Origin of the sequence: Citrobacter sp. Cb004, assembly GCF_030337065.1 — a bacterium.
Taxonomy (GTDB): Bacteria; Pseudomonadota; Gammaproteobacteria; order Enterobacterales; family Enterobacteriaceae; genus Citrobacter; species Citrobacter braakii.
On sequence record NZ_JAOWCH010000070.1, the window covers coordinates 445,018 to 470,023 of the forward strand.

Consider the following 25,006-nt stretch of genomic DNA (forward strand, 5'->3'; position numbering starts at 1 on the left):
GGCGCGGATTATAAAGAGCATCCCGGCAATTGACTATTGACGAAGATAACATTTCTTTAAAATAAGATGAATTTTAGCAACAAAAGTCACCTGGTGGTCTACTGCAACGAAAATCTCACCGTCGCCACCTGTCCGGCGTCATCCATCACCAGCAGTTGATAATCCCCTTTGGTCGCCAGCCGTAGCGTAAGACGGCGTCCGCGTTCATCCAGCCGTTCACCGTTAAGAAACCACCAGCGATCGCCAGTCCCACCGCTGGTTTGTACTGGCAATGAGGCCAGCGCAGAACCGGGTAAACGCTTCACGATCGCGCCATCACGAACCCCTGTCAACTGCAACGGCAGCGAAGCATCCTGCCCCAGCGGCGGACACGTGGCAGAAACCGGCGGTAATCTCGCCCCACGGCGCTCTGACTCCGGCAGCCATGGCTCCAGCGGTAAAGGCCAGACGATTAACGTTTGTTCGCGCGCCTGCGGGCAATCCGCCGCCACACGTTTGCCTTCATCATCCAGCCAGACGGGGAAACGAATGCCACTCACGCCCTCCTGTTCGGGCAATAACAACGTGGGCGGCTGGCTGCCGTCCAGCAGCCAGGTTGCCAGACGGCGTCGACAGTTACTGTCTCCGGGCGCAAGTGACTGCCCGCCCGGCCAGCACACTACGCCGCGGCTAACGGATTCAGGGCGCGGATCCTCCGGCTGATTTGTCCCGCGAGAGAGCAAAAGATTGTTGACCTGATTGAGCAGCGGCACGGCGCTGGCAAAACCAAACTGGCCCACCACCGGCGTACCGTCGGGTCTGCCGGTCCAGATCCCCATCACATAACGGGCGTTAACGCCAATCGCCCACGCATCGCGATAGCCATAACTGGTACCCGTTTTCCACGCCAGCGGAACCACTCTGCTCAGCGCGTTATCCGGCAGCGGTTGCGCTTCGTCAGCCATAATGCGGCGAATAATCCACGCCGCGCCTACCGACATCAACGGACGCTCCAGCAGTGGATCGTCTGGCTGCAGGCGCAGTTTTCCCGCTTTTCCCTGACGGGCAAAGGCACTGTACGCCGCCGCCATGTCTTCCAGTCTGGCCCCTGCCCCGCCCAAAATCAGCGACAGATTCGGTGCGGCACCAGCGGGCAGATACAGCGGTAAGCCAACGTTACGTAACGATGCGGCAAAACGCTTCGGGCCATAGGCTTCAAGTACCTGCACGGCGGGTAAATTCAGCGAGCGCACCAGCGCTTCGCTCATACTGACCGGGCCATGAAAACCACTGTCAAAATTCCCTGGTCGATAATCTCCGGTTCGACGCGGCACATCCTGCAACAATGAAGCAGGATGAATTAATCCGTCATCCAGCGCCAGACCATAGATAAACGGCTTCAGCACCGAGCCCGGCGAGCGGATCGCATTCACCATATCCACATGGCCAAAGCGGGAGTCGTCATTCATATCTACCGACCCCACCCAGCCACGCACGCTCATATCCGTGTGATCGACCACAATCATCGCCAGCGAACTGCGCGCAGGTAAGCGGCCCTTCCAGTTTTGCGCCAGCTCTTCCAGTTGGCGCTGCAATCCGGCGTCAAGGGTGGTCACGATTTTATCGCTCCGGCTTTTTCCCAGCATCATGCGCGAGAATAACGGCGCTAACTGCGGCATTTGTCTGGGCGCCAGCCAGACCGGTTCTTCGCGTGACTCCTGCACCTGTCTGGCAGGCCAAACGCCCTGCGTCGCCATGCGCTCAAGCACTTTATTGCGCGCCGCTTCAGCGCGATCCGGCCAGCGGTCCGGGCGCAGACGGCTCGGTGCCTGCGGCAACACGGCCAGCAGCGCGGCATCGGAATAACTCAACTGTGTGGGAGATTTACCAAGGTAGGCCCAGCTCGCAGCACCCACGCCCTGCAGCGTGCCGCCAAACGGCGCACGGTTAAGATATAGCGTCAGGATGTCGCGCTTAGAAAGATGCCATTCCAGCTGCAATGCGCGCCAGAGCTGGCGGAACTTGCCGCCGAAAGTTCGCGGGTGGGGATCGAGTAATCGTGCGACCTGCATGGTGAGCGTACTGCCGCCTGAAACGACACGACCTGAGGAGAGGTCCTGCCATGCCGCGCGCAGCACTGAAAACGGATTGACGCCGGGATGTTTCCAGAACCAGCGGTCTTCGTAGTTGATTAACGCCTCAAGGTAACGGGGGGACACCTCATCAATAGTCACCGGATAACGCCAGATGCCGTCCGCGTCGGCGAAGCGCCATAGCGGCGTACCATCGTAAGCCACCACGACACGTGCCGGATCGACTTCGTGAAGCGGCAGCGGCCAGATTTTATCTGCCGCCCAAACCCCCGCTACCAGCAATAGCGCAACGGCTGCCAGCCAGAGCCAGCAGCCGCGTTTCCCCAACCCGCGCATCATTTACGGTCTGACAATCAAAAGCCCCTCTGTCGCACCGGTCGCGCGCCACTGCGGAACATACATTGACTCCACCTGCGGCACAGGAACCTGATAGGTCCCCGGCGTTACCGCCCGCGCCAGATAGACCAGCGTCACCGGCTGTCCTTCGTTGACCGCTACCGCGGCGACAAAGCGATCGTCACGGAACTCAACGTGCTGGATATCCGCCTGCTGCATCTGATTGAGCAAATTCGCTACCTCGCTGCCGCTGTCCTGCAGGCTGGCGCTGCCGTTGGCCAGATTCTGGTTTTCCAGCTCCAGGCCGGCTGGCAGTAAGTCGACCACCAGCGCATCCGGTACGTTCTGGCTGGCTTTCACCTCCAGCCAGACCAGTACCAGCTCGCCGCTGCGCAGAGAATCCAGCGCTTTGCTGTTCCCGTCGAGCCCCAGGATCTGACGCTCAATGTGCAGGACGTTGCTGGCAGGCGTCGGCGAGGTTTGCGGGTAACCACTCACATCCAGACGCAGCCACAGCGGCAGATTCCCGGTATTGGTGACGTTCAGCGTTGACAGCGCGTCAGCATCCAGATTACGCGTTTGTGATTTCTCCCCGGCTAACGCCTGTTCAGAGAGTGACGTTTGCGCCTGCCACGAGCCAGGCAAGTCCTGCAACGTACGCGCGGCAAGGAACAGCGCATTGTTTTCCTGAGTAGAGAGCCAGCGCTGCCCAAAGGCCTGTTCTGACAAAGTGTTCAGCAGCGTATTCTGCACTTCAGGTTTAAGCTTGTTCTCTTCCAACAATGCCAGCATCAGCGCGTTGTCACGTAGCTGACTGCCGTAATCCGCCATCCACTGCTGCGCATCGCGGCGTGGCGTATTCAACGCCAGCGTCAACGCTTGTTCACTGCGGTTGGCGTCGCCCATGTTTTTCAGCGCTATCCCCAGTTGCAACAGCGGTAAACCGGAAGCCGCCTGCGCACGACGCTCCCAGATCTCACGCAGCGCGCCGAGCGGGGCTTTCTGCTGACGAGCCAGCACCAGCGCGGCGTAGGCCTGTACAGCAAACCGGCTTGCTGATGCGTCGTCGGTATAGCGAATCGACATCATGCCCGGATCCTGCAAATAGCGCAGCAGCCGCTCGTTACCCCGGTTAATCACCTCTGCCGGAACGCTATAGCCCTGTTCATTCGCGCGAACGAGGAAATCCATCACATACGCGGTCAGCCAGTACTCTTCCGACCCGTTCTTATCCCACAGCGCAAAACCGCCGTTATCACGCTGCATTTGCAGTAAACGAGAGATGCCAATCTCTACTGCCGCACGGCGTTTTTCATCGCTGTCGCCCGCGATACCTAACGCCTTCAACTGCGCGGCATTGGTGTATAAGGATGGGAACAACCCGCTCGCCGTTTGCTCGAGGCAACCGTAAGGGTAAGCTTTCAGTTCACGGATATAGCGCGCCAGATTCAGCGGTGGTTTACCGCTGAACAGCAGTTGTCCCTGCATCGTCACAGGAGAGAAATTCGTCAGTTCTTCGCCCGGAATCTGCCAGGTTGCGCCCGGCTGAAGTGCGACGCCGTAATTAACAGTTTGCGCCGGGAACGCCGGTCGCACGCCAATTTTCCACTGTTTATGCTGAACAGGCAGCGTTTCACCCGGTAGATTCAGACCGCTAATTTGCGCCTGAATTTCGCCATCGCCAAAGCCCTCCCGCGCACGCACCGGAATAAACAGCGTAGTCCGTACGCCTGGCGCCAGATTCACCGGGGCGGGATCTTGCCCCATCAGCTCCAGTAAACCGCTGGCCGCGAGATTAATAATCAGCGTTTGCGGTTTGTCAGTCAGGTTGGTCACGTCCAGCGTCAGGCGCGAGGTATCCCCCCCCGCCAGAAAGCGCGGCATGTTCAGTTCAGCAATTACCGGCGCGGCGACAATCACTTTGCTTTCGCTACTGCCAAAGTCATCCGCCGTCCAGGCTTGCGCCATTACCCGCAGCTCGCCGTTGAAATCACCAATTGGTAACGTCACCGTACCTTCGCCCTGCTCGTTAAGCGTCACCGGCAGCGCCTGTTGCGCCACAATATTGACGTGATTAACCGGTGGCTTGCCGCCGCGTTTTAACTCATCGCCATCACCACCAAAGCGCAGCGCCGCCAGACGTCCTTGCCCTTCGATCACCTGGCCGTAAATATCATAAATATCCGCGCCATAGCGTTTTTGCCCGAAAAACGCCTGCCAGGGATCCGGCGTGGCGTAATCGGTAATGTTCAACACCCCGCTGTCAACGGCAGAGACCAGCACGTTAACCTGTTTTGGCACATCGCCATTTTTAACGCTGGCTTTAATCTTGACGGTCAACGACTGATTTGGACGCATTTTTGCCGGGCTTTCCAGCGCCAGCGCCAGACGACGGTTTTCATCGCCTAACGGCAAATGCAGTAAGCCGACTGCCCGCTTTGGCGTTGCCGAACGAGACTTGTCGCCAGGACGAACCACCAGCGCGCTGAGATACAAGTCATGGCGATTCCAGGTTTTATCGACCGGGATGGAGATATCAAGACCATCCGTCGGTACGTCTATCTCTTGCCACCACAGCGGGCCTTCGCTGGACTCCACCATCGCGTAACCTTTGCCAGCCGCGGGTGCGGCAATGTGTAGCTTCATGGTATCGCCGGGACGATAGCCGGGTTTATCCAGTTTCAGGGTCACGCGATCGGGACGCACTGCCCCGCTGCCGTCGCTGTTATCCTGCCAGCTATAACCAGCCCAGAAGCGCACGCTGCTCACCGCATCATTCGGAGCTTTCACTTCCAGGCGATAGGCACCCCACTCGACAGGGAAGCTGACTTTACCGGTCTCATCGGCCTTAAGATCCAGGGTCTGCTCACCCTCAACCAGATCTTTTTGATCGAACTGCGATTGCCAGCCCTCGCCTTCAGACCAGTTCCAGTAATAATCACGGCGTTCACGGATCAAACGCACCTGTAAACCGGACACCGCTTTTTTCTCGCCTTGCGCATCGGCATACACAATATCAAAAGCGGCATTGCTGTTTTCATCAACGCCAGGCTGATTGACGGTGGTATCGGTGCGGTAGTCATAAACGGCTCTCGCCGCAAACTGCGGACGAATACCTGGCAGCGTATCCGCAGGCCAGATGGCTTGTTCAACCCGACGCGTCACCGGACGGCCACCCGACTCCAGCAGGCTGGCTTGCAGAATCACCTGTAACGGAGAATGCGTCTCCTGCCATTGGCTGTTGGTAGCCACTTCGCCGCGACCGTGGTCATCCAGCGTCAACTGAACCTCATCGAGGCTGCGAGAAAGATTTTCTTCGGCAATATTACCAAACTGGAACCCCGGTAATGCCTGCACCGCTTCCCGCAGCGGGCGCAGGAAAAGCTGCCCTTGCAGAGCATTGCCGTTGGCGGGCGCGCCGTACAGGTAGTAGCCCACCACCGAGAACTTCACTTCATCAGTTGGAGCCAGCGGCATCTTATTGGCGGTGAGATTGAGCGCCATCCGCTCAGGCATGAAATCTTCGACGTGGAAATCCCACATCCGCGACTGGTTGTCGCCAGTATTGGCACGAATATGCCACATGCCGGTTGGCGCGCTGCTGTCCAGCGGCCAGCTAAAGCGATACAGACCGTTTTCCGGTTGGCTCACTACCGAGCGTAACACCTGTCCGTCGGGCTTAACGACCTCCAGCTTCACCGGCTGGTCAGGCAGCGTTTTGCCGTCGCTATCTCGCAGTAATCCGTTGAGGATCACCGTTTCGCCAGGGCGATAGAGGTCTCGGGGGCCAAACATAAAGAACTGCTTGCTGTATCCCGGCGCGCCGGCAATATCAAATTCAGCCAGATCCAACGCCGGGAGCTTCAGGTCCAGCAGCGTGGTTTGCCCGTCTTTACGGGCCAGCAATAAGGCCGCGTCTTTATCGGTTTCCAGCTTGACGTGACCCTGCGCGTCACTGGTAGCCTGCGCCAGCGTCTGCCCTTTTTCGTTGAGTAACGTGACCTCAATACCCTGCTGCGCAGCGCCGTTTTCCAGACTCTGCGTAAAGACATCCAGTTGATTGTGGTAACGGTGCGCAGAGACACCAATATCACTGAGCGTAAACAGCGTAGCAGCATTGCTGTAGTTATAGTGTCCGGCCTGATTCATCACCGCAATGTAAACGCCTGCTTGCTGCAACGGCTTGATATCGCTCAGTGGCAGTAGCAGCTTCTCTCGGGTGTTACGCTCAGGATTGAGGTCAAAGCGTCCGGTATAAACCAGCTCCGCCATTTTCAGCAGATTGTCTGACTCCCAGTTTGACAACGAATTACGGTATTCCCACTGGCTGACAAACGCACCGAGCGACTCAGGCTTCACGCGAAAGAAGTTCACATCCACGCTATTAACGTTAAGGGCCATCACCGGTAACCCTTCAATCACTTTTCCCGGCAGCAGCGAGCCGCGACTAGCGAACCCTACGCTTGGCTGGACGTCGCGGGTGGTAATGTTTTTTTCATAATCGATAGCGAACGTCGCTTTATTCAGCGCCAGCAAATCACGCTCAATGGTAACCACCAGTTCCCGGTTAGGTTCGAGATGGCGTAAGCGTAGCTCTTTTAGATTTGGCGCCAGCTCCCAGGCACCATCCACTTTGCCGCTTTTTTTATCAACAACGTGCACTACGCGAGAAAAATCTTGTTCCGGATCGAGGGGAATGGAAAAGGTCAAAACAAGCGTTGCCGCGCCGTCGAGTTGGACCTCGGAGGCATCAAGCAACGTCAGCGACTTGCCCTGGCTTTGCTGAATCAGCTTTTGTAATTGGGCCTTATCTTTTGCTGGCGCAGTCTGCGGTGCAGGCGCATCAGGCTTCGCAGCCGTCGGTGATTTTTCGTTATTATTATCGCACCCAACCAGTGCCAGCATCAGCATACAGGCCGCTACGCGTAAATGTTTCATTTTTCATCCCTGGCCGTAGTGGCCCGTTAGCTACGTAGAACAACTATTATGCGTCAGATTTTCGGCTGTGGAAGCCAGTAACTGTTCCAGGTTGTCCTATTTTTTCGTGATTAATGTGGATTCGCCTGACAAATCAGCCTCTTTTACTTGTCGCATTGCACTAAACATCCGACAATTTGCCAAAACCTGGTAAAAATGGAGATGCCTATGACCACCGCCTTTTTTGTCGCTGCCGACTGGCTTGCCGAACACATTGACGACCCGGAAATACAAATTCTTGATGCCCGGATGGCACCTCCAGGACAGGAAGATCGCGATGTTGGCGAGGAGTATCGTGCAGGCCATATTCCTGGCGCAGTCTTTTTTGATATTGAAGCGCTTTCCGACCATACGTCACCGCTACCGCATATGATGCCGCGACCGGAAGCCTTTGCCGTAGCGATGCGCGAATTGGGCGTTCATCAGGATAAACACCTGGTTGTCTACGATGATGGCAACCTGTTTTCCGCGCCGCGCGCATGGTGGATGCTGCGGACATTTGGTGTCGAGAATGTCTCCATTCTGGCGGGCGGTCTGGCTGGCTGGCAGCGCGATGAGCTAATGCTCAAAGAAGGAAATGAGGATTTACCGGAAGGTGAATTTAACGTGGCATTTACGCCTGAAGCGGTTGTGCGCGTTACCGACGTACTGCTGGCCAGTCATGAAAAAACGGCGCAGATCGTCGATGCCCGACCGGCTGCGCGTTTTAATGCCGAAGTTGACGAGCCGCGTCCGGGCCTCAAGCGTGGCCATGTGCCGGGTGCGCTTAACGTACCGTGGACAGAACTGGTTCGTGACGGTGAACTGAAAACTACCGACGAACTGGATGCTATTTTCTTCAGCCACGGCGTAAGCTTTGACCGCCCCATTATCGCCAGCTGCGGCTCAGGCGTCACGGCGGCGGTGGTTGTGCTGGCGCTTGCCACACTGGGCGTTTCTAACGTCGCATTGTATGACGGTGCATGGAGCGAATGGGGCGCGCGTAACGATTTACCGGTAGAACCGGCTGAGACTCAATAAAATCTGATTTACTCATCTTTTTCACCCACAAAAAAACCGCTCAATGAGCGGTTTTTTTGTGCCAGTCCGGTTCGCTGCCTTTCCAACAGGCTGTGCTGCTTTAGCAAAGCAGGCTCATCGTAGCGCACTAATACTCCCTTTTGAGGGAGAAAAAGCCAACTGAGTTAGCGGCAAAATTATTCAGTGCGCGAGGTATAATCCTTCGTGGCGGCTTTCCTTCACTCAGATAATCCGGTTCTGTTTGAAGTCGCGCAGGAAACCGCCCCAGCGGCGTTCGTAGAACGGTGCGATGTGCTCAGTGATAAAGTGACTCACGCCCTTCTCACCTTTCTTCACCTGGCAGATATCAATGGGTTCATCACCCGGCAACGTATCGGTCGCGACGCTACCCGCAGCATGGATGATCTCTTCAATATCACCTTCAGCTTCAATACCAATCAGCAGATTCGGCTGGGCTTCCGCACTTTCTTTGATTGAGCAGAGAAATGCGCGTTTTACCGGCTTAATGGTTTTAAACAGCGTGGTCAGTGAGTCAATCATCTGCGCCGGAGGTTCAGCGACTTCAGAAAGGATCAGCGATTCACCACCTTCCAGTACTTCCTGGGTGCTTAGCGGATTCCCCTCTTCCCCCATCAGCAGGCTGATTTCACGCGGCATAAACTCTTTGCCGGTCGGCAGTTTAGCGTTGAGAAAGAGCGTTTCGCCAAGCGTCATTTCAAATAGCGTACGCACCGGCATAACGACAAATGCTTGCTCATCTTCAACCGCCTGTTGCAGGGCTTCCAGGGAGGTGAAGAACGGGATCACGGTCGTGCCGTCTTCTTTTTCCCAGTGCTGAAGGTCGAGGGCGCTGTCTTCAACCACCGCCTCGCCTTCTGCGGCAGTACCCGGCACCCAGACGGTGGATTCCAGTAATGTACGGAAAAATGCCGGACGATGCGCAGGTTCTGTCGCTGCTTGCTCCAGCAACGTTTCTAATTCATTTTTTGTTTCGGACATAAGTATCACAAATTGGATGAATACATGTAAGCCGGATAAGCGTAGCGCCATCCGGCAATACAGTCATGAATTATGCGGTCAGCAGATTCGCGATGGTGCGCACACCCAGACCGGTTGCGCCCGCAGACCACTGCTCAACAGGCGCTTTGCGATAGGTTGCAGAGCAATCGATGTGCAGCCAGCCTTGCTGGTAATTTTCCACGAAATGGGACAGGAAGCCCGCCGCGGTGCTTGCACCCGCTGGGTAGGCCGCACTGCCGGTATTATTCAGCTCAGCAAAATTTGACGGCAGTTGGCTACGGTGGAACTCTGCCAACGGCAAACGCCAGAACGGCTCGTTTTCTTGCGCCGCACTTGCCAACAAACGCGCGGCCAGTTGGTCATCAAAGCTAAACAGCGCGTGGTAATCGTTGCCCAGTGCGGTTTTCGCCGCGCCGGTCAGCGTGGCAGCATCAATGATCAATTCAGGTTTTTGCGCACTGGCATCGATCAGGCCATCGGCCAGTACCAGACGCCCTTCAGCATCGGTATTCATCACTTCAACTTTTTTACCGTTGCGATAGTGAATGATATCGCCAAGCTTAAAGGCGTTGCCGCTGATCAGGTTATCCGCGCAGCACAGATACAGCTTCACACGCTTGTTCAGGCCACGGGTGATGGCAAACGCCAGCGCGCCGGTGACCGTTGCCGCACCGCCCATATCGGACTTCATTGAGTCCATAAATGCGCTTTGCTTGATACTGTATCCGCCAGAGTCAAAGGTAATTCCCTTGCCAACCAGGCAGGCATAAACTGGAGCTTCTTTGTCGCCAGTCGGGTTGTAATCGAGCGCCAGCAGCACCGGCGGACGTTCAGAGCCTCGACCCACAGTATGCAGCCCCATGTAGTTCTGCTCGCGCAGATCTTCACCTTTAGTGATACGGTACGAGACGTTGTCGCAGGCCACGCCGCACAGCAGATCTACCGCGCGTTGCGCCAGCTGTTCCGGGCCCAGCTCTTCTGCAGGTGCGTTAATGGTATCGCGCACCCAGTCAATAATCTTCAGACGGTTATCCAGCTCTTTGCGCTGCGCCTCGTCCAGAGCGGCCCACTCAACTTTGCGGGTGCCTTTTGGTCCTTTGTAACCCTGCCAGAACGCCCAGCTACGTTCGGTATCCCAGCCTTCACCATCCAGTTGGACATGTTTAATACCCAGGCCGTCAATTTTACGCGCGGCGCGCTGGATAAGGCTGAGATCATCTTTTCCGTTCAGGTGCAGGGTAATACCGTCATTATTAATGCTGTATGTCGCCTTTTCACCCCAGCGAGCGTCAGCGGGTTGCGTGGAAAGCGTAATTTTCATGGCTTCTGTCATTTTATTTATCCTTATTTCGCGCATACAGGAAAACGGGCCACCCGTGGGCAGCCCGTTGACTTATTCGGCTTCGTCCAGCCAGACCAGTAAAATGGCCTCAAGGATTTTTTCGTTCGATGCCTGTGGATCATCATCGAACTCTTCCAGGTCACAGATCCATTGGTGCAGATCGGTGAAACGAACGGTCTTGGGATCGAGATCGGGGAACGCGTCGTACAGCGCCTCGCCGATTTCGCGGCTATCGGTCCACTTCAGTCCCATACTACCCTCTGTTAATGCTCACGTGCATGATTGATTGTGTAACGTGGGATTTCGACCACTAAATCGTCCTCGGTTACCCGTGCCTGACAGCTTAAACGGCTCTCCGGCTCCAGTCCCCAGGCTTTATCCAGCATGTCGTCTTCTTCTTCTGTGCTTTCCGGCAAAGAATCAAAACCTTCACGTACGATGCAGTGGCAGGTCGTGCAGGCACAGGATTTTTCACAGGCGTGTTCAATCTCGATACCGTTACGCAGGGCAACGTCGAGAATGGTTTCGCCGGTCTCAGCTTCCAGAACTGCGCCATCGGGACAGAGATCCTGATGAGGCAAAATAACAATCTTTGGCATATTAAACCTCGTCCACGGAATGGCCTTTCAGCGCGCTACGGACGGATTTGTCCATACGGCGAGCGGCGAATTCCTGGGTTTGTTTGTCTACGTTTTTAATGGCTTGTTCTATCGCGTCAACATCGTCACCCTGTGCTACCTCGCTCAAGTGCGCGGCGGCGGTGTCGATAGCCTGACGTTCTGCGGCGCTTAACAGCGCGGCATCAGCGTTCAGCGCACCGGATAAACTCTCCAGTACGCGTGCCGCTTCGACTTTCTGTTCTGCCAGCATACGAGCTTTAACGTCCTGCTCGGCAAAACTCATCGAATCCTGAATCATGGAGGCGATTTCACTGTCGGTCAGACCGTAGGACGGTTTGACCTGAATCGAGGACTCAACGCCGGTGGATTTCTCCATAGCGGTGACGCTCAGCAGCCCATCAGCATCGACCTGGAAGGTCACGCGGATATGCGCGCCGCCTGCCGGCAACGCCGGGATACCGCGCAGCGCAAAACGCGCCAGTGAACGACAGTCCTGCACCAACTCACGCTCGCCTTGCATCACGTGAATGGACATCGCGGTTTGGCCATCTTTAAACGTGGTGAAGTCCTGCGCACGCGCCACCGGGATAGTGGTGTTACGCGGGATCACTTTCTCCACCAGACCGCCCATGGTTTCCAGTCCCAGAGACAGCGGGATAACGTCCAGCAGCAGCATTTCGCTGTCCGGTTTATTCCCGACCAGAATATCCGCCTGGATTGCCGCACCGATAGCGACCACTTTGTCCGGGTCGATAGAGGTCAGCGGCGTACGGCCAAAGAATTCACCGACGCGTTCACGTACCAGCGGCACGCGCGTTGAACCACCGACCATTACCACTTCCAGCACATCCTGCGGCTCAACGCCCGCATCTTTCAGCGCACGGCGGCAGGCCAGCAGCGTACGTTTAACCAGTGCGGAAATGAGTTCATTAAAGGTTTCACGGGTGATTTCACCCTGCCATCCCGCCACGTTAACCGTCACAGAATCGGCGTCGCTGAGTGCGATTTTCGCTGCAATCGCGGCATCCAGCAGTTCGCGCTGTACGCGGTTATCGCTGCGATCGGCAACGCCCGCCTGCTCGCGAATATAGTCGGCCAGCAGATGGTCAAAATCGTCGCCGCCGAGCGCGGAATCACCGCCGGTCGCCAGCACTTCAAACACGCCGCGACTCAGGCGCAGAATAGAAATATCAAAAGTACCGCCGCCAAGGTCATAGACCGCGATCACGCCTTCCTGACCGGAATCCAGGCCATAAGCGATCGCCGCAGCGGTCGGTTCGTTCAGCAGACGCAATACGTGCAGGCCCGCCAGACGCGCGGCGTCTTTCGTCCCCTGACGCTGTGCATCGTCAAAGTAAGCCGGAACGGTGATCACTACGCCATCCAGTTCGCCGGACAACGATTCGGTTGCCCGCGCGGCCAGCGCTTTCAGAATGTCAGCGGATACGCGCACCGGATTAAGCAAACCGGCAGCGGTTTCAATCATCGGCAGGCCGTTTTCGCTCGCCTGGAATGAATAAGGCAGATGCGGGTAACGCGCCTGGATATCCGCCAGGGAGCGGCCCATCATGCGTTTTACCGAGCTGACGGTGTTTGCCGTATCCAGCGCAGCATTGGCGCGGGCATCGTAACCGACCGAGTAGCCCTGCTGCTGATAGTGAACCACTGACGGCAACAGGTGGCGACCTTCATGATCTGCCAGCGTTTCGGCCTGGCCGCTGCGTACGGTCGCAACCAGGGAGTTGGTGGTGCCTAAATCGATACCGACCGCCAGACGACGCTGGTGCGGCGCGGCGCTCAGACCAGGCTCACTAATTTGTAATAAGGCCATTTTCGCTTCCGGAAATTAAAAATCGAGCAGTTTTTCTTCGAGTTGTTCTGCACTGCTTCGCAGTTTATCGAGAAAACGCAGCTTACGCACGGTATCTGCCGCTGCGTCCCACGTCTCGCTATCCAGCTGTTCCACCATCAGTTGATGGCGAACGTTGTACATTTCGCTGACGCGTTGCATAAACGCATCCAGCCGTTGATTGTCTTTTGCCTGTTCAATCTCGTCCAGCTCTTCGCGCAGCTCCAGCTGTTCCATCAGGAACGCGGTATCGCGCACCGTGTGCTGCTCGCTGCGGATATCAAAGCCGTGTAAAGACAACAAGTATTCGGCGCGCATCAAAGGATGACGCAGCGTTTGCCAGGCCTGGTTGATAGTGGCGGACTGCGAAACCGCAGCAAGTTGTTCCGCCTGAGAACCGCTGGCGAATTTATCAGGATGATACTGACGTTGCAGATCCTGAAAACGTAGGCTCAGCGCCTGAGTATCGAGCTGATAACGGGCCGGTAAGCCAAAGAGGGTGAAGTAGTCCATAACATTCTCAGGGCATCGATTCTCTGTTGTTCGATGAGGCAAAACCAGAGAGTCAGGTAAAACAAACCCCACGCGCAGGCGACCACGGTGGGGTTATCAGTAAGCGCGTTACACGTGGAAGCTTTCGCCGCATCCACATTCGTCTTTCACGTTCGGGTTAGTGAACTTAAACCCTTCGTTCAGACCTTCTTTGACGAAGTCTAACTGCGTACCGTCGAGGAATTGCAGGCTCTTACCGTCGATCACGACTTTTACGCCTTTGTCTTCAAACACGGTATCTTCAGCCGCCGGCTCGTCAACAAATTCCAGTACATAAGCCATACCTGAGCAGCCGGAGGTTCTCACGCCCAGACGCAGACCAAACCCTTTACCGCGGTTTGCCAGGAAGGTATTTACACGCGCTGCTGCACTGTCGCTTAAGGTAATCGACATAATAAAACCTCAACTCTTAATTATTTTGCTTCACGTTTGCTTTTGTAATCCGCAATCGCGGCTTTAATCGCGTCTTCAGCCAGAATAGAGCAGTGAATTTTCACTGGTGGCAGTTCAAGCTCGTCGGCGATATCGGTATTTTTGATCGCCTGTGCTTCGTCCAGAGATTTCCCTTTTACCCATTCGGTAACCAGAGAGCTGGAGGCAATAGCGGAACCGCAGCCGTAAGTCTTGAAACGCGCGTCTTCAATGATACCCTCATTGTTGACTTTGATCTGCAACTTCATCACGTCGCCACAGGCCGGTGCACCCACCATGCCGCTGCCCACGTTCTCGTCGCTGTTGTCAAAAGAACCCACGTTACGTGGATTCTCGTAATGATCGATTACTTTTTCGCTATAAGCCATGATGAATTCTCCTTATCGGTACCGATTAGTGATGTGACCATTCAATACTGTTCAAATCCACGCCCTGTTTGAACATTTCCCACAGCGGGGAAAGGTCGCGCAGGCGGCCAATGGAGTTGCGAACCAGATTGATGGCGTAGTCAATCTCTTCTTCGGTAGTGAAACGACCTAAAGAGAAACGAATTGAGCTATGTGCCAGCTCGTCGGTCATCCCCAGCGCGCGCAGCACGTAGGATGGCTCCAGGCTTGCAGAGGTACATGCAGAACCGGAGGACACAGCCAGGTCTTTCAGCGCCATAATCAGCGACTCGCCTTCAACAAAGTTGAAGCTGACGTTGAGAATGTTCGGTGCGCCCTGCTCGAGGTCACCATTGAGGTACACCTCTTCCATATCTTTCACGCCGTTCCACAGACGGTTACGCAGAGTGCGCAGGCGCGCCATCTCGGTTTCCATCTCTTCTTTGGCGATACGGTAAGCTTCACCCATCCCAACGATTTGGTGCACAGGCAGCGTACCGGAACGCATACCGCGCTCGTGACCGCCGCCGTGCATCTGCGCTTCAATACGAATACGCGGTTTACGACGAACGTACAGCGCGCCGATACCTTTCGGGCCATAAATTTTGTGGCCGGAGAAGGACATCAGGTCAACTTTCAGTTGGCTCAGATCGATAGGCAGTTTGCCCACGCTCTGGGTCGCATCAACGTGATAGATGATGCCGCGAGCACGGCACATTTCGCCGATGGTTGCGATATCCTGTACCACGCCGATTTCGTTGTTAACGTGCATGATGGAGACCAGAATGGTGTCGTCACGCATTGCCGCTTCAAGTTCTTTCAGGTCGATAATGCCGTTACGCTGCGGGGCGAGGTAGGTCACTTCAAACCCTTCGCGCTCCAGCTGACGGCAGGTGTCCAGCACGGCTTTGTGTTCGGTTTTGCTGGTGATGATGTGCTTGCCTTTTTTCTGATAAAAGTTGGCTGCACCTTTAATCGCCAGGTTATCGGATTCCGTCGCACCGGAAGTAAAGACGATTTCACGCGGGTCAGCGCCCACGAGGTCGGCAATCTGGTTACGGGCGATATCTACCGCCTCTTCAGCCTGCCAGCCGAAACGGTGTGAACGAGACGCTGGGTTACCAAAGTTTCCGTCCAGGGTCAGACACTGCATCATTTTCTCGGCAACACGCGGGTCCACCGGCGTGGTTGCGGAGTAGTCGAGATAGATCGGTAATTTCATTGCTCTATAAACTCCGTACATCGCTTCAATGCAAGGAACCAGGCAACCGGCTGGATGTACGACCGAGTTAACGGGGCGTCTGGCACCCCGGCCTGATTCTGAAATACTTTTTACGCTTCATCTTTCTGGCTGCCTTGATGCAACCAGAAGATATTGCGTAATTTTTATTAGGCACGCAGTTTGACGTCGATAGCGTCTTGCGTGCGGGTGCTGCGTGGAGCGTCATGTGTGTGCTGGCGACCAGACACATCCAGGACTTCCTGATTATTCACCAGTTCGCCCAACGTAATGTTGTTGAGGAAACCGGTCAGACGATCGCTCAGATCGCGCCACAGCGCGTGGGTCAGGCATTTATCGCCGCCCTGACAACCGCCTTTGCCCTGGCAACGGGTCGCGTCTACAGACTCGTCAACAGCGCTAATCACTTCACCTACTGCGATGCTGCCGGCATCTTTACCCAGCAGATACCCGCCGCCTGGTCCACGTACGCTGGAAACCAGACCGTTTTTACGCAAACGGGAAAACAGCTGCTCCAGATATGACAGGGAAATTCCCTGACGTTCAGAAATATCAGCCAACGGTACCGGGCCCGTTTCGGAGTTGAGCGCAACGTCCAACATTGCGGTCACGGCATAACGCCCTTTTGATGTCAGTCTCATGTCTTACTTAGCCTCAAACTCGCCCCTGCCCGGGGTTTTTTATTGTAAAATGGGGGTATTGCATAGCAGGGGCAAGTCTGACATTCCCGACTAAATCAGTCAACTATTTACTTGACTAATTTAGTCAGGTATTTAACCTTCAGTGCCATTTTCATTTACCGGATGGCGCTTCGCTAATCCGGCCTGGAAATCGTGCAGCCATCCGACATCAAGACGCTTACTTGCCTTTATTCTGCTGCTCTATAGAAGCTAAAATTCCGCGCAAAATGTTCAGCTCCTGGCTCTCAGGACGCGCACGAGTGAACAGACGGCGCAGCTTGTTCATCACCTGCCCCGGATGTCCTTCGCGGATAAACCCGGTCGACAGCAGCGTTTGTTCCAGATGACCGTAAAAACGCTCTAAATCATCGACCAGCGGATACTCAGCTTCTTCGTATTCTGCGGTCTTGTCGCTTTCCTGCGTTGCCAGCCAGGCCATGCGAACTTCATAAGAGATGACCTGCACCGCCATCGCCAGGTTGAGCGAGCTGTATTCCGGGTTTGCGGCAATGGCGACGTGATAATGGCACTTCTGCAGCTCTTCGTTGGTCAGGCCAACGCGTTCACGTCCAAACACCAGCGCCACCGGCGAGTTCGTTGCTTCAGAGACGCTTTTTAAACCGCATTCACGCGGATCCAGCATCGGCCACGGCAGCGTACGGGAGCGCGCGCTGGTACCCACCACCAGGCTGCAACCCGCCAGCGCTTCATCGAGAGTGTCGACGATCTGCGCGCTGCCGATCACATCGCTGGCACCAGCCGCCAGGGCGATGGCCTGGGAGTCCGGTTTAACCAGTGGATTTACCAGCCACAGATTAGTTAAACCCATGGTTTTCATTGCGCGGGCCACAGAGCCCATGTTGCCAGTGTGAGAGGTTTCCACCAGCACGATTCGAATATTTTGCAGCATTGTATTTCTTCGGCTAAAGATTATTCGGGCATATTATCATAAAACGAAGACATATTCCGAACTCGCTGCTATACTCTGCGCCGTTTTCCCGTTCTTTAACATCCAGTGAGAGAGACCGATGCATCCGATGCTGACCATCGCCGTGCGCGCAGCGCGCAAGGCGGGTAATGTAATTGCCAAACACTACGAAACGCCAGACTCTGTAGAAACCAGCCAGAAAGGCAGCAATGATTTCGTGACTAACGTCGATAAAGCCGCCGAAGCGATTATTATCGAAACAATTCGCAAATCTTACCCACAGCACACCATCATCACCGAAGAAAGCGGTGAGCATGTTGGTGAAGATCAGGATGTTCAATGGGTTATCGATCCACTGGATGGCACTACCAACTTCGTAAAACGTCTGCCGCACTTCGCGGTTTCCATCGCAGTACGCATTAAAGGCCGTACTGAAGTCGCCGTTGTTTACGATCCAATGCGTAACGAACTGTTCACCGCAACCCGCGGCCAGGGCGCACAGCTGAACGGCTACCGTCTGCGTGGCAGCACCGCACGCGATCTGGACGGCACCATCATCGCCACCGGTTTCCCGTTCAAAGCGAAACAGCACGCCGCGTCTTACATGAAAATTCTTGGCAAGATGTTTACCGAGTGCGCTGACTTCCGCCGCACAGGTTCTGCTGCGCTGGATCTGGCTTACGTTGCCGCTGCACGTGTTGACGGTTACTTCGAAATCGGTCTGAAACCATGGGATTTCGCCGCAGGTGAGCTGATTGCTCGTGAAGCAGGCGCACTGGTTTGCGACTTCACCGGCGGTCATAACTACATGGCGACTGGCAACATCGTTGCAGGTAATCCGCGCGTAGTGAAAGCCATGCTGGCTAACATGCGTGACGAACTGAGCGACGCGCTGAAGCGTTAATTCAGTACAGCCCGGTGGTGTCATGCTTACCGGGCTTACGTGTTGATACAGGCCGGACAAGGCGAAGCCGCCATCCGGCTTTGATTAAAACGGTCTAATCCCTCGCCCCACCGGCACCGCGCTCACCCACATCACTACCGCAGCAGCAATCAGCACCGCACCACCGGCTAATGCCAGCGTCGTCCAGCCAATCTGTCGCCACAGCACCGGCGCTTTATGTCCGCTAAGTCTCACCGCCAGCGAGCGGAAACTGTGTACCAGCAAAGCCAGTGACGTAATCGTCAAAGAGGTTCCGGCCGCCATCGCCAGCGCCGACGCCATGCCCCAGCTAAAAACGCCAACCACTTTGCTAAACAGTAAAACCATAATTGCCCCGGAGCATGGCCGCATTCCCATAGACAAAACGATCATCAGCCGGGCGCGCCAGTCATCACCGCTTTGCAGCTGTTCAGGATCAGGCAAATGCTGATGCCCACAGCCACATCCCTCGTGATGCACATGGTGCGGCGTGAAGGCGATAAATTTCGGGCGACGCAGCAACTGGCGCAATTTCTTCAGCGCACGGACGCACAATAAAACGCCCAACACGCCAACCAGCGCATAACTCCCTTTCTCCAGCCAGAAACTACTCATATGTAGCTGTCGTGCAGGCAACTGCAAAATGGTGAGCACCACAACCACCAGCCCGATGGCGACCAGTCCCTGTAATAAAGATGAGGCCAGCGTCAGGCCAATACTCGACCTCAGCTTCGAGGGATGTGTTGCCAGCCAGGTGGTAATGACGACTTTTCCATGTCCTGGTCCCAACGCATGCAGCACACCATAGAGAAAACTAAACAGCAGCAGCGATCCCCCGGCCTGGGCCGGATTGGCGGCAACGGCTTTCAGCAAACCGCTCATCTGCTGGTTAACGTCGCGCTGCCAGACGACACTCTTCATCATCACCTGCGGCCAGGCCTGCCATAGCCACAGTATGCCGACTGCAGCCAACAGTAAAAACACCGCCAGCGGCCATAGTGTCAGCCAGCGGCGTCTGGCGGCGCGTTGTTGATAAACTACGGACATTGCAGCGTCACCGTCTGTGCAAACTGTTTACCCAACTCCATATCCTCCGGCGGTGCGTCTTCTTTATCCAGCGACTGCGCAAAGCTCAGCATTTGTTCATTCGGCGTCGGCGTATGTACTGAAATACGGCATTGCTGACTTATGGCCTGCGCCAGCCAGGCATCGCTGTCTTTGTCATAGCTCATATCAACGTAGTAGGTGGGGTCGAAGGTTGAAATGGTATATTTTTGACCGCTCAGCGGCTGAGCTTCTGCCAGCGGCAACACGAACGTCAGCACTGCCTGATGTTCTTCACGCTCCATGCCATATTCCGTCGGCCTGTTTTTAAACTTTACCTTTTTCCCGTCGTGCCACACTTCGGTGAAATAGTGCTGCCCGAGGACGTTGGCCATCACTTCTGCCGCCAGTTTTTTCCAGATCTCATCACCAGGCTTGGCATTTCCCGCATCGTAAAGCAGATCTGCCGAGGTGATTTCATCCATCGTCCAGCGCATTTTTAGCGCGACGAACTGGTCATTCTCGCCCACTATCTCGGTTTTCAAATGGATAAAGCTGTGGGGATGCGCACCTGCGCCAAAGGACAGGATCGCGAGAAACAACGTCATAATGATACGTTTAACGCCTTGCATGAGTTCTCCACGAGAAAAATCTACACCGCCACAAATAATGATGCTGTGTTTGGCGAAAGTGTGCTGAGGATACCATTGAACGAAAAAATGTTGAGCCCCCTTTTCCGGTATCGATTCAGTTCTCAATTTCAACAATTTCTTCTTCAGCAACATCCTCTCAAATACCTTTTCGTCGCCACAACTTAAGTAAAATGATAACAATTTGTTAATTTATGGTTTCATTTTAATGTTTTGTTAACACTGAATTTAAATCCCTGAGTGTATTTACGTGCAAATTTAACTAATATTTAACCGTTTGTTTTCCATAAAATTACAACAATGGGCATAGATCACATTCACCAAACTTGTGATTCATTCCCTCTTCCATTCGTTGTTAACTTCACGCCGTGACATGTCCTGCCCCCTACGAAAGGTACAACTATGAAATTCAAACTCGCATTACTCAGTGCAACCCTGGTTTCTGCATGCATGTTGTCCGGCACGTCCTTTGCGGCGGAAAAATATGAAATTGCTGTGGTTGCCAAAGTCACCGGGATTCCGTGGTTTAACCGGATGGAAACCGGTGTTAATGAAGCAGCAAAAAAACTGGATGTGAATGCTTACCAGACCGGGCCTTCCACGCCGGATCCGGCACAGCAGGTCAAAGTGATTGAGGATCTGATCGCCAAAAACGTCAACGCCATCATCGTGGTACCGAATGATGCCAAGGTCCTTGAGCCAGTACTGAAAAAAGCGCGCGATAAAGGCATTGTCGTTCTGACGCACGAATCCCCGGATGAGCAAATTGGCCAATGGGATATCGAAACCATCGATAGTGAAAAATACGCACAGGCCAACGTCGATGAGTTAGCAAAAAACATGGGCGGCAAAGGGGGTTACGCCATCTATGTCGGTTCACTGACGGTGCCGCTGCATAACGCGTGGGCGGATTATGCAATTAAGTACCAGAAAGAAAAATATCCGGAAATGTTTGAGGTCACTTCACGTCTGCCGGTTGCGGAAAGCATCGATAAATCCTACGCCACGACGCTGGACCTGATGAAAACCTATCCACAGATGAAGGGCATTATCGGTTTCGGCTCGCTGGGTCCAATCGGGGCGGGTCAGGCTGTGCAGAAAAAACGCGCCAAAGATAAAATCGCCGTCGTCGGGATCGCAATGCCAGCACAGGCTGCACCTTACCTGATGCGTGGTGATATCAAAAAAGCGCTGCTGTGGGATCCAAAAGACGCGGGCTACGCGCTGGTAACGGTTGCCGATCAGCTGTTGCAGGGCAAAGAAGTTAACGCCGACCTGAGTATCGATGGTTTAGGGAAAGCCGATATCGACACGGAGAAGAAAGTGATCCGCTTTAACAAGATCCTCGAAGTCACCAAAGACAACGCACAATCACTTGGTTTCTAAGGCTTTAGCCAACACCAGGGAACCTTAACGCCGGCCGTCTGGCCGGCGCTATCAACCAAACTAACACTCAGCGTCCATCCGGGCGCTCGCAGGGGTATTGTCCATGGCAGACACCACCGCATTTATCACTCTTGAGAATATCAGCAAACAATTCCCGGGCGTGCTGGCGCTGGATAACGTGAATCTGACGCTGAGAAAAGGCGAAGTTCACTGTCTGGCGGGTCAAAACGGCTGTGGTAAAAGTACCATTATTAAAGTGATCTCCGGAGTTTATCATCCGGAAAAAGGCGCGCAGATTTTACTCGATGGCAAATTGTTCCATCACCTGACGCCGCAGCTCTCTTCCCATTATGGCATTCAGGTTATTTACCAGGACCTGTCGTTGTTCCCTAACTTTAGCGTCGCGGAGAATATCGCGGTCAACCGCTATCTGCCCGGTGGCGATATCTGGGTACGTCGTGGCGCCATGAAGCAGCAGGCGCTGGCAGCCATGAAGCGCATCGGTGTGAACATCGATCCCGATAAAAAGGTTGAAAAACTCTCGATTGCCGACCGACAACTGGTCGCCATTTGCCGGGCGATTGCCGCCGACGCGCGTCTGGTGATTATGGACGAGCCCACCGCCTCACTAACCCGTCAGGAGGTTAATGGCCTGCTACGGGTCGTTAACGAACTAAAAGCTGCCGGAATTTGTGTAGTGTTTGTCAGCCACCGTCTGGATGAAGTGATGGAAGTGGCTGACCGCATCAGCGTGATGCGCGACGGCAAACTGGTGGGCACTTATCCTGCCAGCGAACTCGACAGCCACGAGCTGGCTTTCCTGATGACCGGACAACGCTTCCACTATAGCCCGCTGCCGGAAAGACCCGCTATTGAGCAAGAGCCCCTGCTGGAGCTGCGCAACCTCAGCCGCAGAGGCAAATACCAAAACATTAATCTGTCGCTGCACGGCGGCGAGATTGTCTCCATTGTGGGCCTGCTGGGCGCCGGACGCACCGAACTTTGTCTGAGCCTGTTTGGCATGACGCACCCAGAAAGCGGTGAGATTCGCATTAACGGCCAGCCGGTCACTCTTCGCAATAACCATGATGCCATCAAACATGGGATCGGCTACGTCTCAGAAGATCGCCTGACGCAAGGGCTGATTATGGAGCAGTCGATCTACGACAACACCATCGTCACGGTGTTTGATCAACTGCATACCGGCAGCGGCCTGCTCGATCATCGTAAAGCGCAAAAACTGGTCGCCGACTTGATCCGCGAGCTGAATATCAAAGTGTCCGATCCACACCTGCCGGTTAAAACCCTTTCCGGCGGTAATGCCCAGCGTATCGCCATTGCCAAATGGGTGGCGACTAATCCCCGCATCCTGATCCTCGACTCCCCTACCGTAGGCGTAGATATCGCCAACAAAGAGGGTATTTACCAGATAGCCCGCGATCTGGCGGAACAGGGTATGGCGGTGCTGATGATTTGCGATGAAATCCCGGAAGCGTATTACAACAGCCACCGCGTGCTGGTGATGCGTCGCGGCAGGCTGGTGGCGGAATTTAATCCTCATCAGTGCCGTGAAGAGGAGATTGCTGAAGTGGTCGAGGTAATCAATGAATAAGATGCATCTCTCCCGTTTAATCGGGCAACATGAGTTTTGGCTGGGCCTGCTGGTTGTGGCCCTTGCCGTTGGGCTGAGCATCAGCACCGATGAGTTCTTGTCTTTGGGGAACCTGACGGATGTGGCTACCAGCTATGCGATTCTCGGCATCCTTGCCTGCGGGCTGTTTGTGGTACTGATTTCCGGCGGGATCGACATCTCATTTCCGGCGATGACCGCGATAGCCCAGTATGCGATGGCTAGTTGGGTTATTGGCCACGGCGGCAACTTCGCGTTGGCGTTAATCATCGCGATTGCGGTGGGTCTGCTGCTGGGACTTATTAATGGCTTCCTGGTCTACTGGCTGCGCGTTCCGGCCATCATCATTACCATCGCCACGTTGAACGTTTACTACGGTCTGCTGGTGTACGCCACCAAAGGCACCTGGCTGTACGGCTTTCCGGACTGGTTTATGAACGGCATCAATTGGTTCTCGTTCACCGCGGCGGATGGCTACGACTACGGCTTGACACTGCCCCTGTTGTGCCTGGCGGCTGTGATCATCTTTACCGCCGTGCTGATGAACTATACCCGTCTTGGCCGTCAGGTTTACGCCATGGGCGGTAATCGTGATGCGGCCTCGCGCCTGGGGCTGAATCTGCTGAAGCTGCATTTCTACGTGTATGGCTACATGGGCATTCTGGCAGGCGTTGCCGCCGTGGTTCAGGCGCAAATCACCCAGTCAGTTGCGCCCAATTCGCTGCTCGGTTTTGAGTTGACGGTGCTGGCGGCGGTCGTGCTCGGCGGAACCAGCATGAGCGGCGGACGCGGCACATTAACCGGAACCCTGCTCGGCGTGGTCCTGCTGGCCTTCTTACAAAATGGCCTGACGCTGCTCAGCGTCTCCTCTTACTGGCACACCGTGTTCAGCGGCGCCATTATCCTGGTCAGCATTAGCGCCACGGCCTGGAACGAAAAACGCAAACTGGCAAGGGAGCTTTGAGATGAAAACAATCGCCAGATTTTTACCCGGTGATGCCATCATTCGTCTGCAATGCGTCATTATTGTGGTCGTCGCCCTGGTCTTCTCGGCCCTGCTCGGCAGCCGTTTTTTCAGCGTCGCTAACTTCCAGTCGATTGGCTCGCAGCTGCCGATCCTTGGCATGCTGGCCCTCGGGATGGGCATGACCATGCTGACCGGCGGCATAAACCTGTCGATAATTGCAGGAGCGAATGCCTGCTCGCTGGTAATGGCGGCGATTATCGTCACCCATCCGGATAACCCGCTGTTTCTGGTGCTGGCGCTGCTGGCAGGCGCTGCCGTGGCGGTCGCAATCGGTACGCTCAACGGCGCGCTGATTGCCTGGGTCGGGGTTTCGCCGATTCTCGCCACGCTCGGCACGATGACGCTTATCTCCGGGCTGAATATTCTGCTTTCCAATGGGACGGTGATTTCCGGTTTCCCGACCGCCATTCAATATCTTGGTAACGCCACGATTGCCGGTATTCCGGTAGCACTGCTGCTCTTTTTCCTGGTGGCAATCCTGCTGTGGGTACTGCTGGAGCACACCACGCTTGGGCGCAGTCTGTATCTCGTGGGTTCCAATGAACAGGCTACCCGCTACAGCGGCGTAAATACCGTCCGGGTACAAATTTCCGTGTACGTGATTTCTGCCCTGCTCGGCTGGGTCGCCGCCATTCTGATGATGGCGAAATTCAACTCGGCAAAAGCCGGATACGGTGAGTCATACCTGCTGGTCACCATCCTTGCCTCCGTCCTCGGCGGCATCAACCCGGATGGCGGTTTCGGGCGCATTATCGGCCTGGTACTGGCGCTGATTGTGCTGCAAATGCTGGAAAGCGGCCTTAACTTGCTGGGGGTCAGCAGCTATCTGACGATGGCGCTGTGGGGCGCGGTGCTGATCCTCTTTATCGCATTACAGAATCGTAAAGCCTGAT

At 55.1% G+C, this 25,006-nt stretch carries 21 protein-coding genes; 6 read left to right on the forward strand and 15 right to left on the reverse strand.

Going from position 1 to position 25,006, the window contains the following annotated elements; translation table 11 throughout:
* Positions 1-98: 98 nt before the first annotated feature.
* Both pbpC and OGV65_RS23560 read right to left on the reverse strand, forming a co-directional pair.
* Complete coding sequence (gene pbpC / locus OGV65_RS23555) at positions 99-2,411, reverse strand: peptidoglycan glycosyltransferase PbpC (RefSeq protein WP_200102603.1); 2,313 nt, start codon at positions 2,409-2,411, stop codon at positions 99-101.
* Positions 2,412-7,346 carry an alpha-2-macroglobulin family protein gene (locus OGV65_RS23560; RefSeq protein ID WP_286455503.1) on the reverse strand — a complete coding sequence of 1,645 codons (4,935 nt, stop codon included), beginning with the start codon at positions 7,344-7,346 and terminating at the stop codon, positions 2,412-2,414.
* A gap of 207 nt (positions 7,347-7,553) precedes the next feature.
* On the opposite strand from OGV65_RS23560, the gene sseA reads away from it, so the two are divergent.
* Positions 7,554-8,405 carry a 3-mercaptopyruvate sulfurtransferase gene (sseA, locus tag OGV65_RS23565; RefSeq protein WP_016154005.1) on the forward strand — a complete coding sequence of 284 codons (852 nt, stop codon included), beginning with the start codon at positions 7,554-7,556 and terminating at the stop codon, positions 8,403-8,405.
* Between the two features lie 222 nt (positions 8,406-8,627).
* On the opposite strand, the gene sseB is transcribed toward sseA, so the two are convergent.
* The 11 genes from sseB to trmJ all read right to left on the reverse strand — a co-directional run bounded on the left by sseB (position 8,628) and on the right by trmJ (position 17,436).
* Positions 8,628-9,404 (reverse strand): enhanced serine sensitivity protein SseB, encoded by a 777-nt coding sequence (gene sseB, locus OGV65_RS23570; RefSeq protein WP_016157136.1) that lies wholly within the window; start codon positions 9,402-9,404, stop codon positions 8,628-8,630.
* Positions 9,405-9,474: 70 nt separating this feature from the next.
* Positions 9,475-10,758 (reverse strand): aminopeptidase PepB, encoded by a 1,284-nt coding sequence (gene pepB, locus OGV65_RS23575; protein WP_016157137.1) that lies wholly within the window; start codon positions 10,756-10,758, stop codon positions 9,475-9,477.
* A gap of 60 nt (positions 10,759-10,818) precedes the next feature.
* Entirely contained in the window at positions 10,819-11,019 is a 201-nt protein-coding gene (iscX, locus tag OGV65_RS23580) for a Fe-S cluster assembly protein IscX (protein WP_003037694.1), read from the reverse strand.
* An 11-nt stretch (positions 11,020-11,030) separates the two neighbouring features.
* On the reverse strand, positions 11,031-11,366 hold the full coding sequence (gene fdx, locus OGV65_RS23585) for an ISC system 2Fe-2S type ferredoxin (protein ID WP_003037690.1): 336 nt from the start codon (positions 11,364-11,366) through the stop codon (positions 11,031-11,033).
* A gap of 1 nt (position 11,367) precedes the next feature.
* Positions 11,368-13,218 carry a Fe-S protein assembly chaperone HscA gene (hscA, locus tag OGV65_RS23590; RefSeq protein ID WP_016157138.1) on the reverse strand — a complete coding sequence of 617 codons (1,851 nt, stop codon included), beginning with the start codon at positions 13,216-13,218 and terminating at the stop codon, positions 11,368-11,370.
* A gap of 15 nt (positions 13,219-13,233) precedes the next feature.
* A complete protein-coding gene (hscB, locus tag OGV65_RS23595; protein ID WP_016154008.1) occupies positions 13,234-13,749 on the reverse strand; it encodes a co-chaperone HscB in 516 nt (171 codons plus the stop codon).
* Between the two features lie 108 nt (positions 13,750-13,857).
* Positions 13,858-14,181 (reverse strand): iron-sulfur cluster assembly protein IscA, encoded by a 324-nt coding sequence (gene iscA, locus OGV65_RS23600; RefSeq protein ID WP_003835203.1) that lies wholly within the window; start codon positions 14,179-14,181, stop codon positions 13,858-13,860.
* Positions 14,182-14,201: 20 nt separating this feature from the next.
* Positions 14,202-14,588 carry a Fe-S cluster assembly scaffold IscU gene (iscU, locus tag OGV65_RS23605; protein ID WP_002913991.1) on the reverse strand — a complete coding sequence of 129 codons (387 nt, stop codon included), beginning with the start codon at positions 14,586-14,588 and terminating at the stop codon, positions 14,202-14,204.
* A gap of 25 nt (positions 14,589-14,613) precedes the next feature.
* Positions 14,614-15,828, reverse strand: a complete 1,215-nt coding sequence (gene iscS / locus OGV65_RS23610; RefSeq protein ID WP_016154009.1) for a cysteine desulfurase — start codon at positions 15,826-15,828, stop codon at positions 14,614-14,616.
* 167 nt (positions 15,829-15,995) lie between these two features.
* Positions 15,996-16,487 (reverse strand): Fe-S cluster assembly transcriptional regulator IscR, encoded by a 492-nt coding sequence (gene iscR, locus OGV65_RS23615; protein WP_005120405.1) that lies wholly within the window; start codon positions 16,485-16,487, stop codon positions 15,996-15,998.
* Between the two features lie 217 nt (positions 16,488-16,704).
* Entirely contained in the window at positions 16,705-17,436 is a 732-nt protein-coding gene (gene trmJ / locus OGV65_RS23620) for a tRNA (cytosine(32)/uridine(32)-2'-O)-methyltransferase TrmJ (protein WP_016157139.1), read from the reverse strand.
* A gap of 118 nt (positions 17,437-17,554) precedes the next feature.
* Here trmJ and suhB point away from each other — a divergent pair, with 118 nt between their 5' ends.
* Complete coding sequence (gene suhB / locus OGV65_RS23625; RefSeq protein ID WP_046275219.1) at positions 17,555-18,358, forward strand: inositol-1-monophosphatase; 804 nt, start codon at positions 17,555-17,557, stop codon at positions 18,356-18,358.
* A gap of 84 nt (positions 18,359-18,442) precedes the next feature.
* Here the strand turns inward: suhB and OGV65_RS23630 are convergent, their stop codons facing one another.
* Both OGV65_RS23630 and OGV65_RS23635 read right to left on the reverse strand, forming a co-directional pair.
* Positions 18,443-19,423, reverse strand: a complete 981-nt coding sequence (locus OGV65_RS23630; RefSeq protein ID WP_049041547.1) for a nickel/cobalt transporter — start codon at positions 19,421-19,423, stop codon at positions 18,443-18,445.
* Positions 19,414-20,052 carry a DUF1007 family protein gene (locus tag OGV65_RS23635; protein ID WP_286455504.1) on the reverse strand — a complete coding sequence of 213 codons (639 nt, stop codon included), beginning with the start codon at positions 20,050-20,052 and terminating at the stop codon, positions 19,414-19,416. The genes OGV65_RS23630 and OGV65_RS23635 overlap by 10 nt, the downstream gene beginning before the upstream one ends.
* A gap of 420 nt (positions 20,053-20,472) precedes the next feature.
* Between OGV65_RS23635 and OGV65_RS23640 the strand changes: the two genes are divergently transcribed.
* The 4 genes from OGV65_RS23640 to OGV65_RS23655 all read left to right on the forward strand — a co-directional run bounded on the left by OGV65_RS23640 (position 20,473) and on the right by OGV65_RS23655 (position 25,005).
* Positions 20,473-21,456, forward strand: coding sequence for an autoinducer 2 ABC transporter substrate-binding protein (locus OGV65_RS23640; protein ID WP_003037665.1), 984 nt, complete (start codon positions 20,473-20,475; stop codon positions 21,454-21,456).
* 103 nt (positions 21,457-21,559) lie between these two features.
* Positions 21,560-23,068, forward strand: coding sequence for a sugar ABC transporter ATP-binding protein (locus OGV65_RS23645; protein ID WP_016154014.1), 1,509 nt, complete (start codon positions 21,560-21,562; stop codon positions 23,066-23,068).
* Positions 23,061-24,050 carry an ABC transporter permease gene (locus tag OGV65_RS23650; protein ID WP_008785467.1) on the forward strand — a complete coding sequence of 330 codons (990 nt, stop codon included), beginning with the start codon at positions 23,061-23,063 and terminating at the stop codon, positions 24,048-24,050. Before OGV65_RS23645 ends, OGV65_RS23650 begins: the two co-directional genes overlap by 8 nt.
* A gap of 1 nt (position 24,051) precedes the next feature.
* Complete coding sequence (locus OGV65_RS23655) at positions 24,052-25,005, forward strand: ABC transporter permease (RefSeq protein ID WP_003037658.1); 954 nt, start codon at positions 24,052-24,054, stop codon at positions 25,003-25,005.
* Position 25,006 lies beyond the last annotated feature (1 nt).

What these genes read in the sequence shown, in the direction of transcription:
- iscS (WP_016154009.1), bottom strand. Translation starts at nt 15,828, where the DNA reads ATGAAATTACCGATCTATCTCGACTACTCCGCAACCACGCCGGTGGAC.
- fdx (WP_003037690.1), bottom strand. Translation starts at nt 11,366, where the DNA reads ATGCCAAAGATTGTTATTTTGCCTCATCAGGATCTCTGTCCCGATGGC.
- OGV65_RS23560 (WP_286455503.1), bottom strand. Translation starts at nt 7,346, where the DNA reads ATGAAACATTTACGCGTAGCGGCCTGTATGCTGATGCTGGCACTGGTT.
- suhB (WP_046275219.1), top strand. Translation starts at nt 17,555, where the DNA reads ATGCATCCGATGCTGACCATCGCCGTGCGCGCAGCGCGCAAGGCGGGT.
- iscA (WP_003835203.1), bottom strand. Translation starts at nt 14,181, where the DNA reads ATGTCGATTACCTTAAGCGACAGTGCAGCAGCGCGTGTAAATACCTTC.
- OGV65_RS23645 (WP_016154014.1), top strand. Translation starts at nt 21,560, where the DNA reads ATGGCAGACACCACCGCATTTATCACTCTTGAGAATATCAGCAAACAA.
- sseA (WP_016154005.1), top strand. Translation starts at nt 7,554, where the DNA reads ATGACCACCGCCTTTTTTGTCGCTGCCGACTGGCTTGCCGAACACATT.
- OGV65_RS23635 (WP_286455504.1), bottom strand. Translation starts at nt 20,052, where the DNA reads ATGCAAGGCGTTAAACGTATCATTATGACGTTGTTTCTCGCGATCCTG.
- OGV65_RS23640 (WP_003037665.1), top strand. Translation starts at nt 20,473, where the DNA reads ATGAAATTCAAACTCGCATTACTCAGTGCAACCCTGGTTTCTGCATGC.
- pbpC (WP_200102603.1), bottom strand. Translation starts at nt 2,411, where the DNA reads ATGATGCGCGGGTTGGGGAAACGCGGCTGCTGGCTCTGGCTGGCAGCC.
- iscU (WP_002913991.1), bottom strand. Translation starts at nt 14,588, where the DNA reads ATGGCTTATAGCGAAAAAGTAATCGATCATTACGAGAATCCACGTAAC.
- OGV65_RS23650 (WP_008785467.1), top strand. Translation starts at nt 23,061, where the DNA reads ATGAATAAGATGCATCTCTCCCGTTTAATCGGGCAACATGAGTTTTGG.
- pepB (WP_016157137.1), bottom strand. Translation starts at nt 10,758, where the DNA reads ATGACAGAAGCCATGAAAATTACGCTTTCCACGCAACCCGCTGACGCT.
- iscR (WP_005120405.1), bottom strand. Translation starts at nt 16,487, where the DNA reads ATGAGACTGACATCAAAAGGGCGTTATGCCGTGACCGCAATGTTGGAC.
- iscX (WP_003037694.1), bottom strand. Translation starts at nt 11,019, where the DNA reads ATGGGACTGAAGTGGACCGATAGCCGCGAAATCGGCGAGGCGCTGTAC.
- OGV65_RS23655 (WP_003037658.1), top strand. Translation starts at nt 24,052, where the DNA reads ATGAAAACAATCGCCAGATTTTTACCCGGTGATGCCATCATTCGTCTG.
- OGV65_RS23630 (WP_049041547.1), bottom strand. Translation starts at nt 19,423, where the DNA reads ATGTCCGTAGTTTATCAACAACGCGCCGCCAGACGCCGCTGGCTGACA.
- trmJ (WP_016157139.1), bottom strand. Translation starts at nt 17,436, where the DNA reads ATGCTGCAAAATATTCGAATCGTGCTGGTGGAAACCTCTCACACTGGC.
- hscA (WP_016157138.1), bottom strand. Translation starts at nt 13,218, where the DNA reads ATGGCCTTATTACAAATTAGTGAGCCTGGTCTGAGCGCCGCGCCGCAC.
- sseB (WP_016157136.1), bottom strand. Translation starts at nt 9,404, where the DNA reads ATGTCCGAAACAAAAAATGAATTAGAAACGTTGCTGGAGCAAGCAGCG.
- hscB (WP_016154008.1), bottom strand. Translation starts at nt 13,749, where the DNA reads ATGGACTACTTCACCCTCTTTGGCTTACCGGCCCGTTATCAGCTCGAT.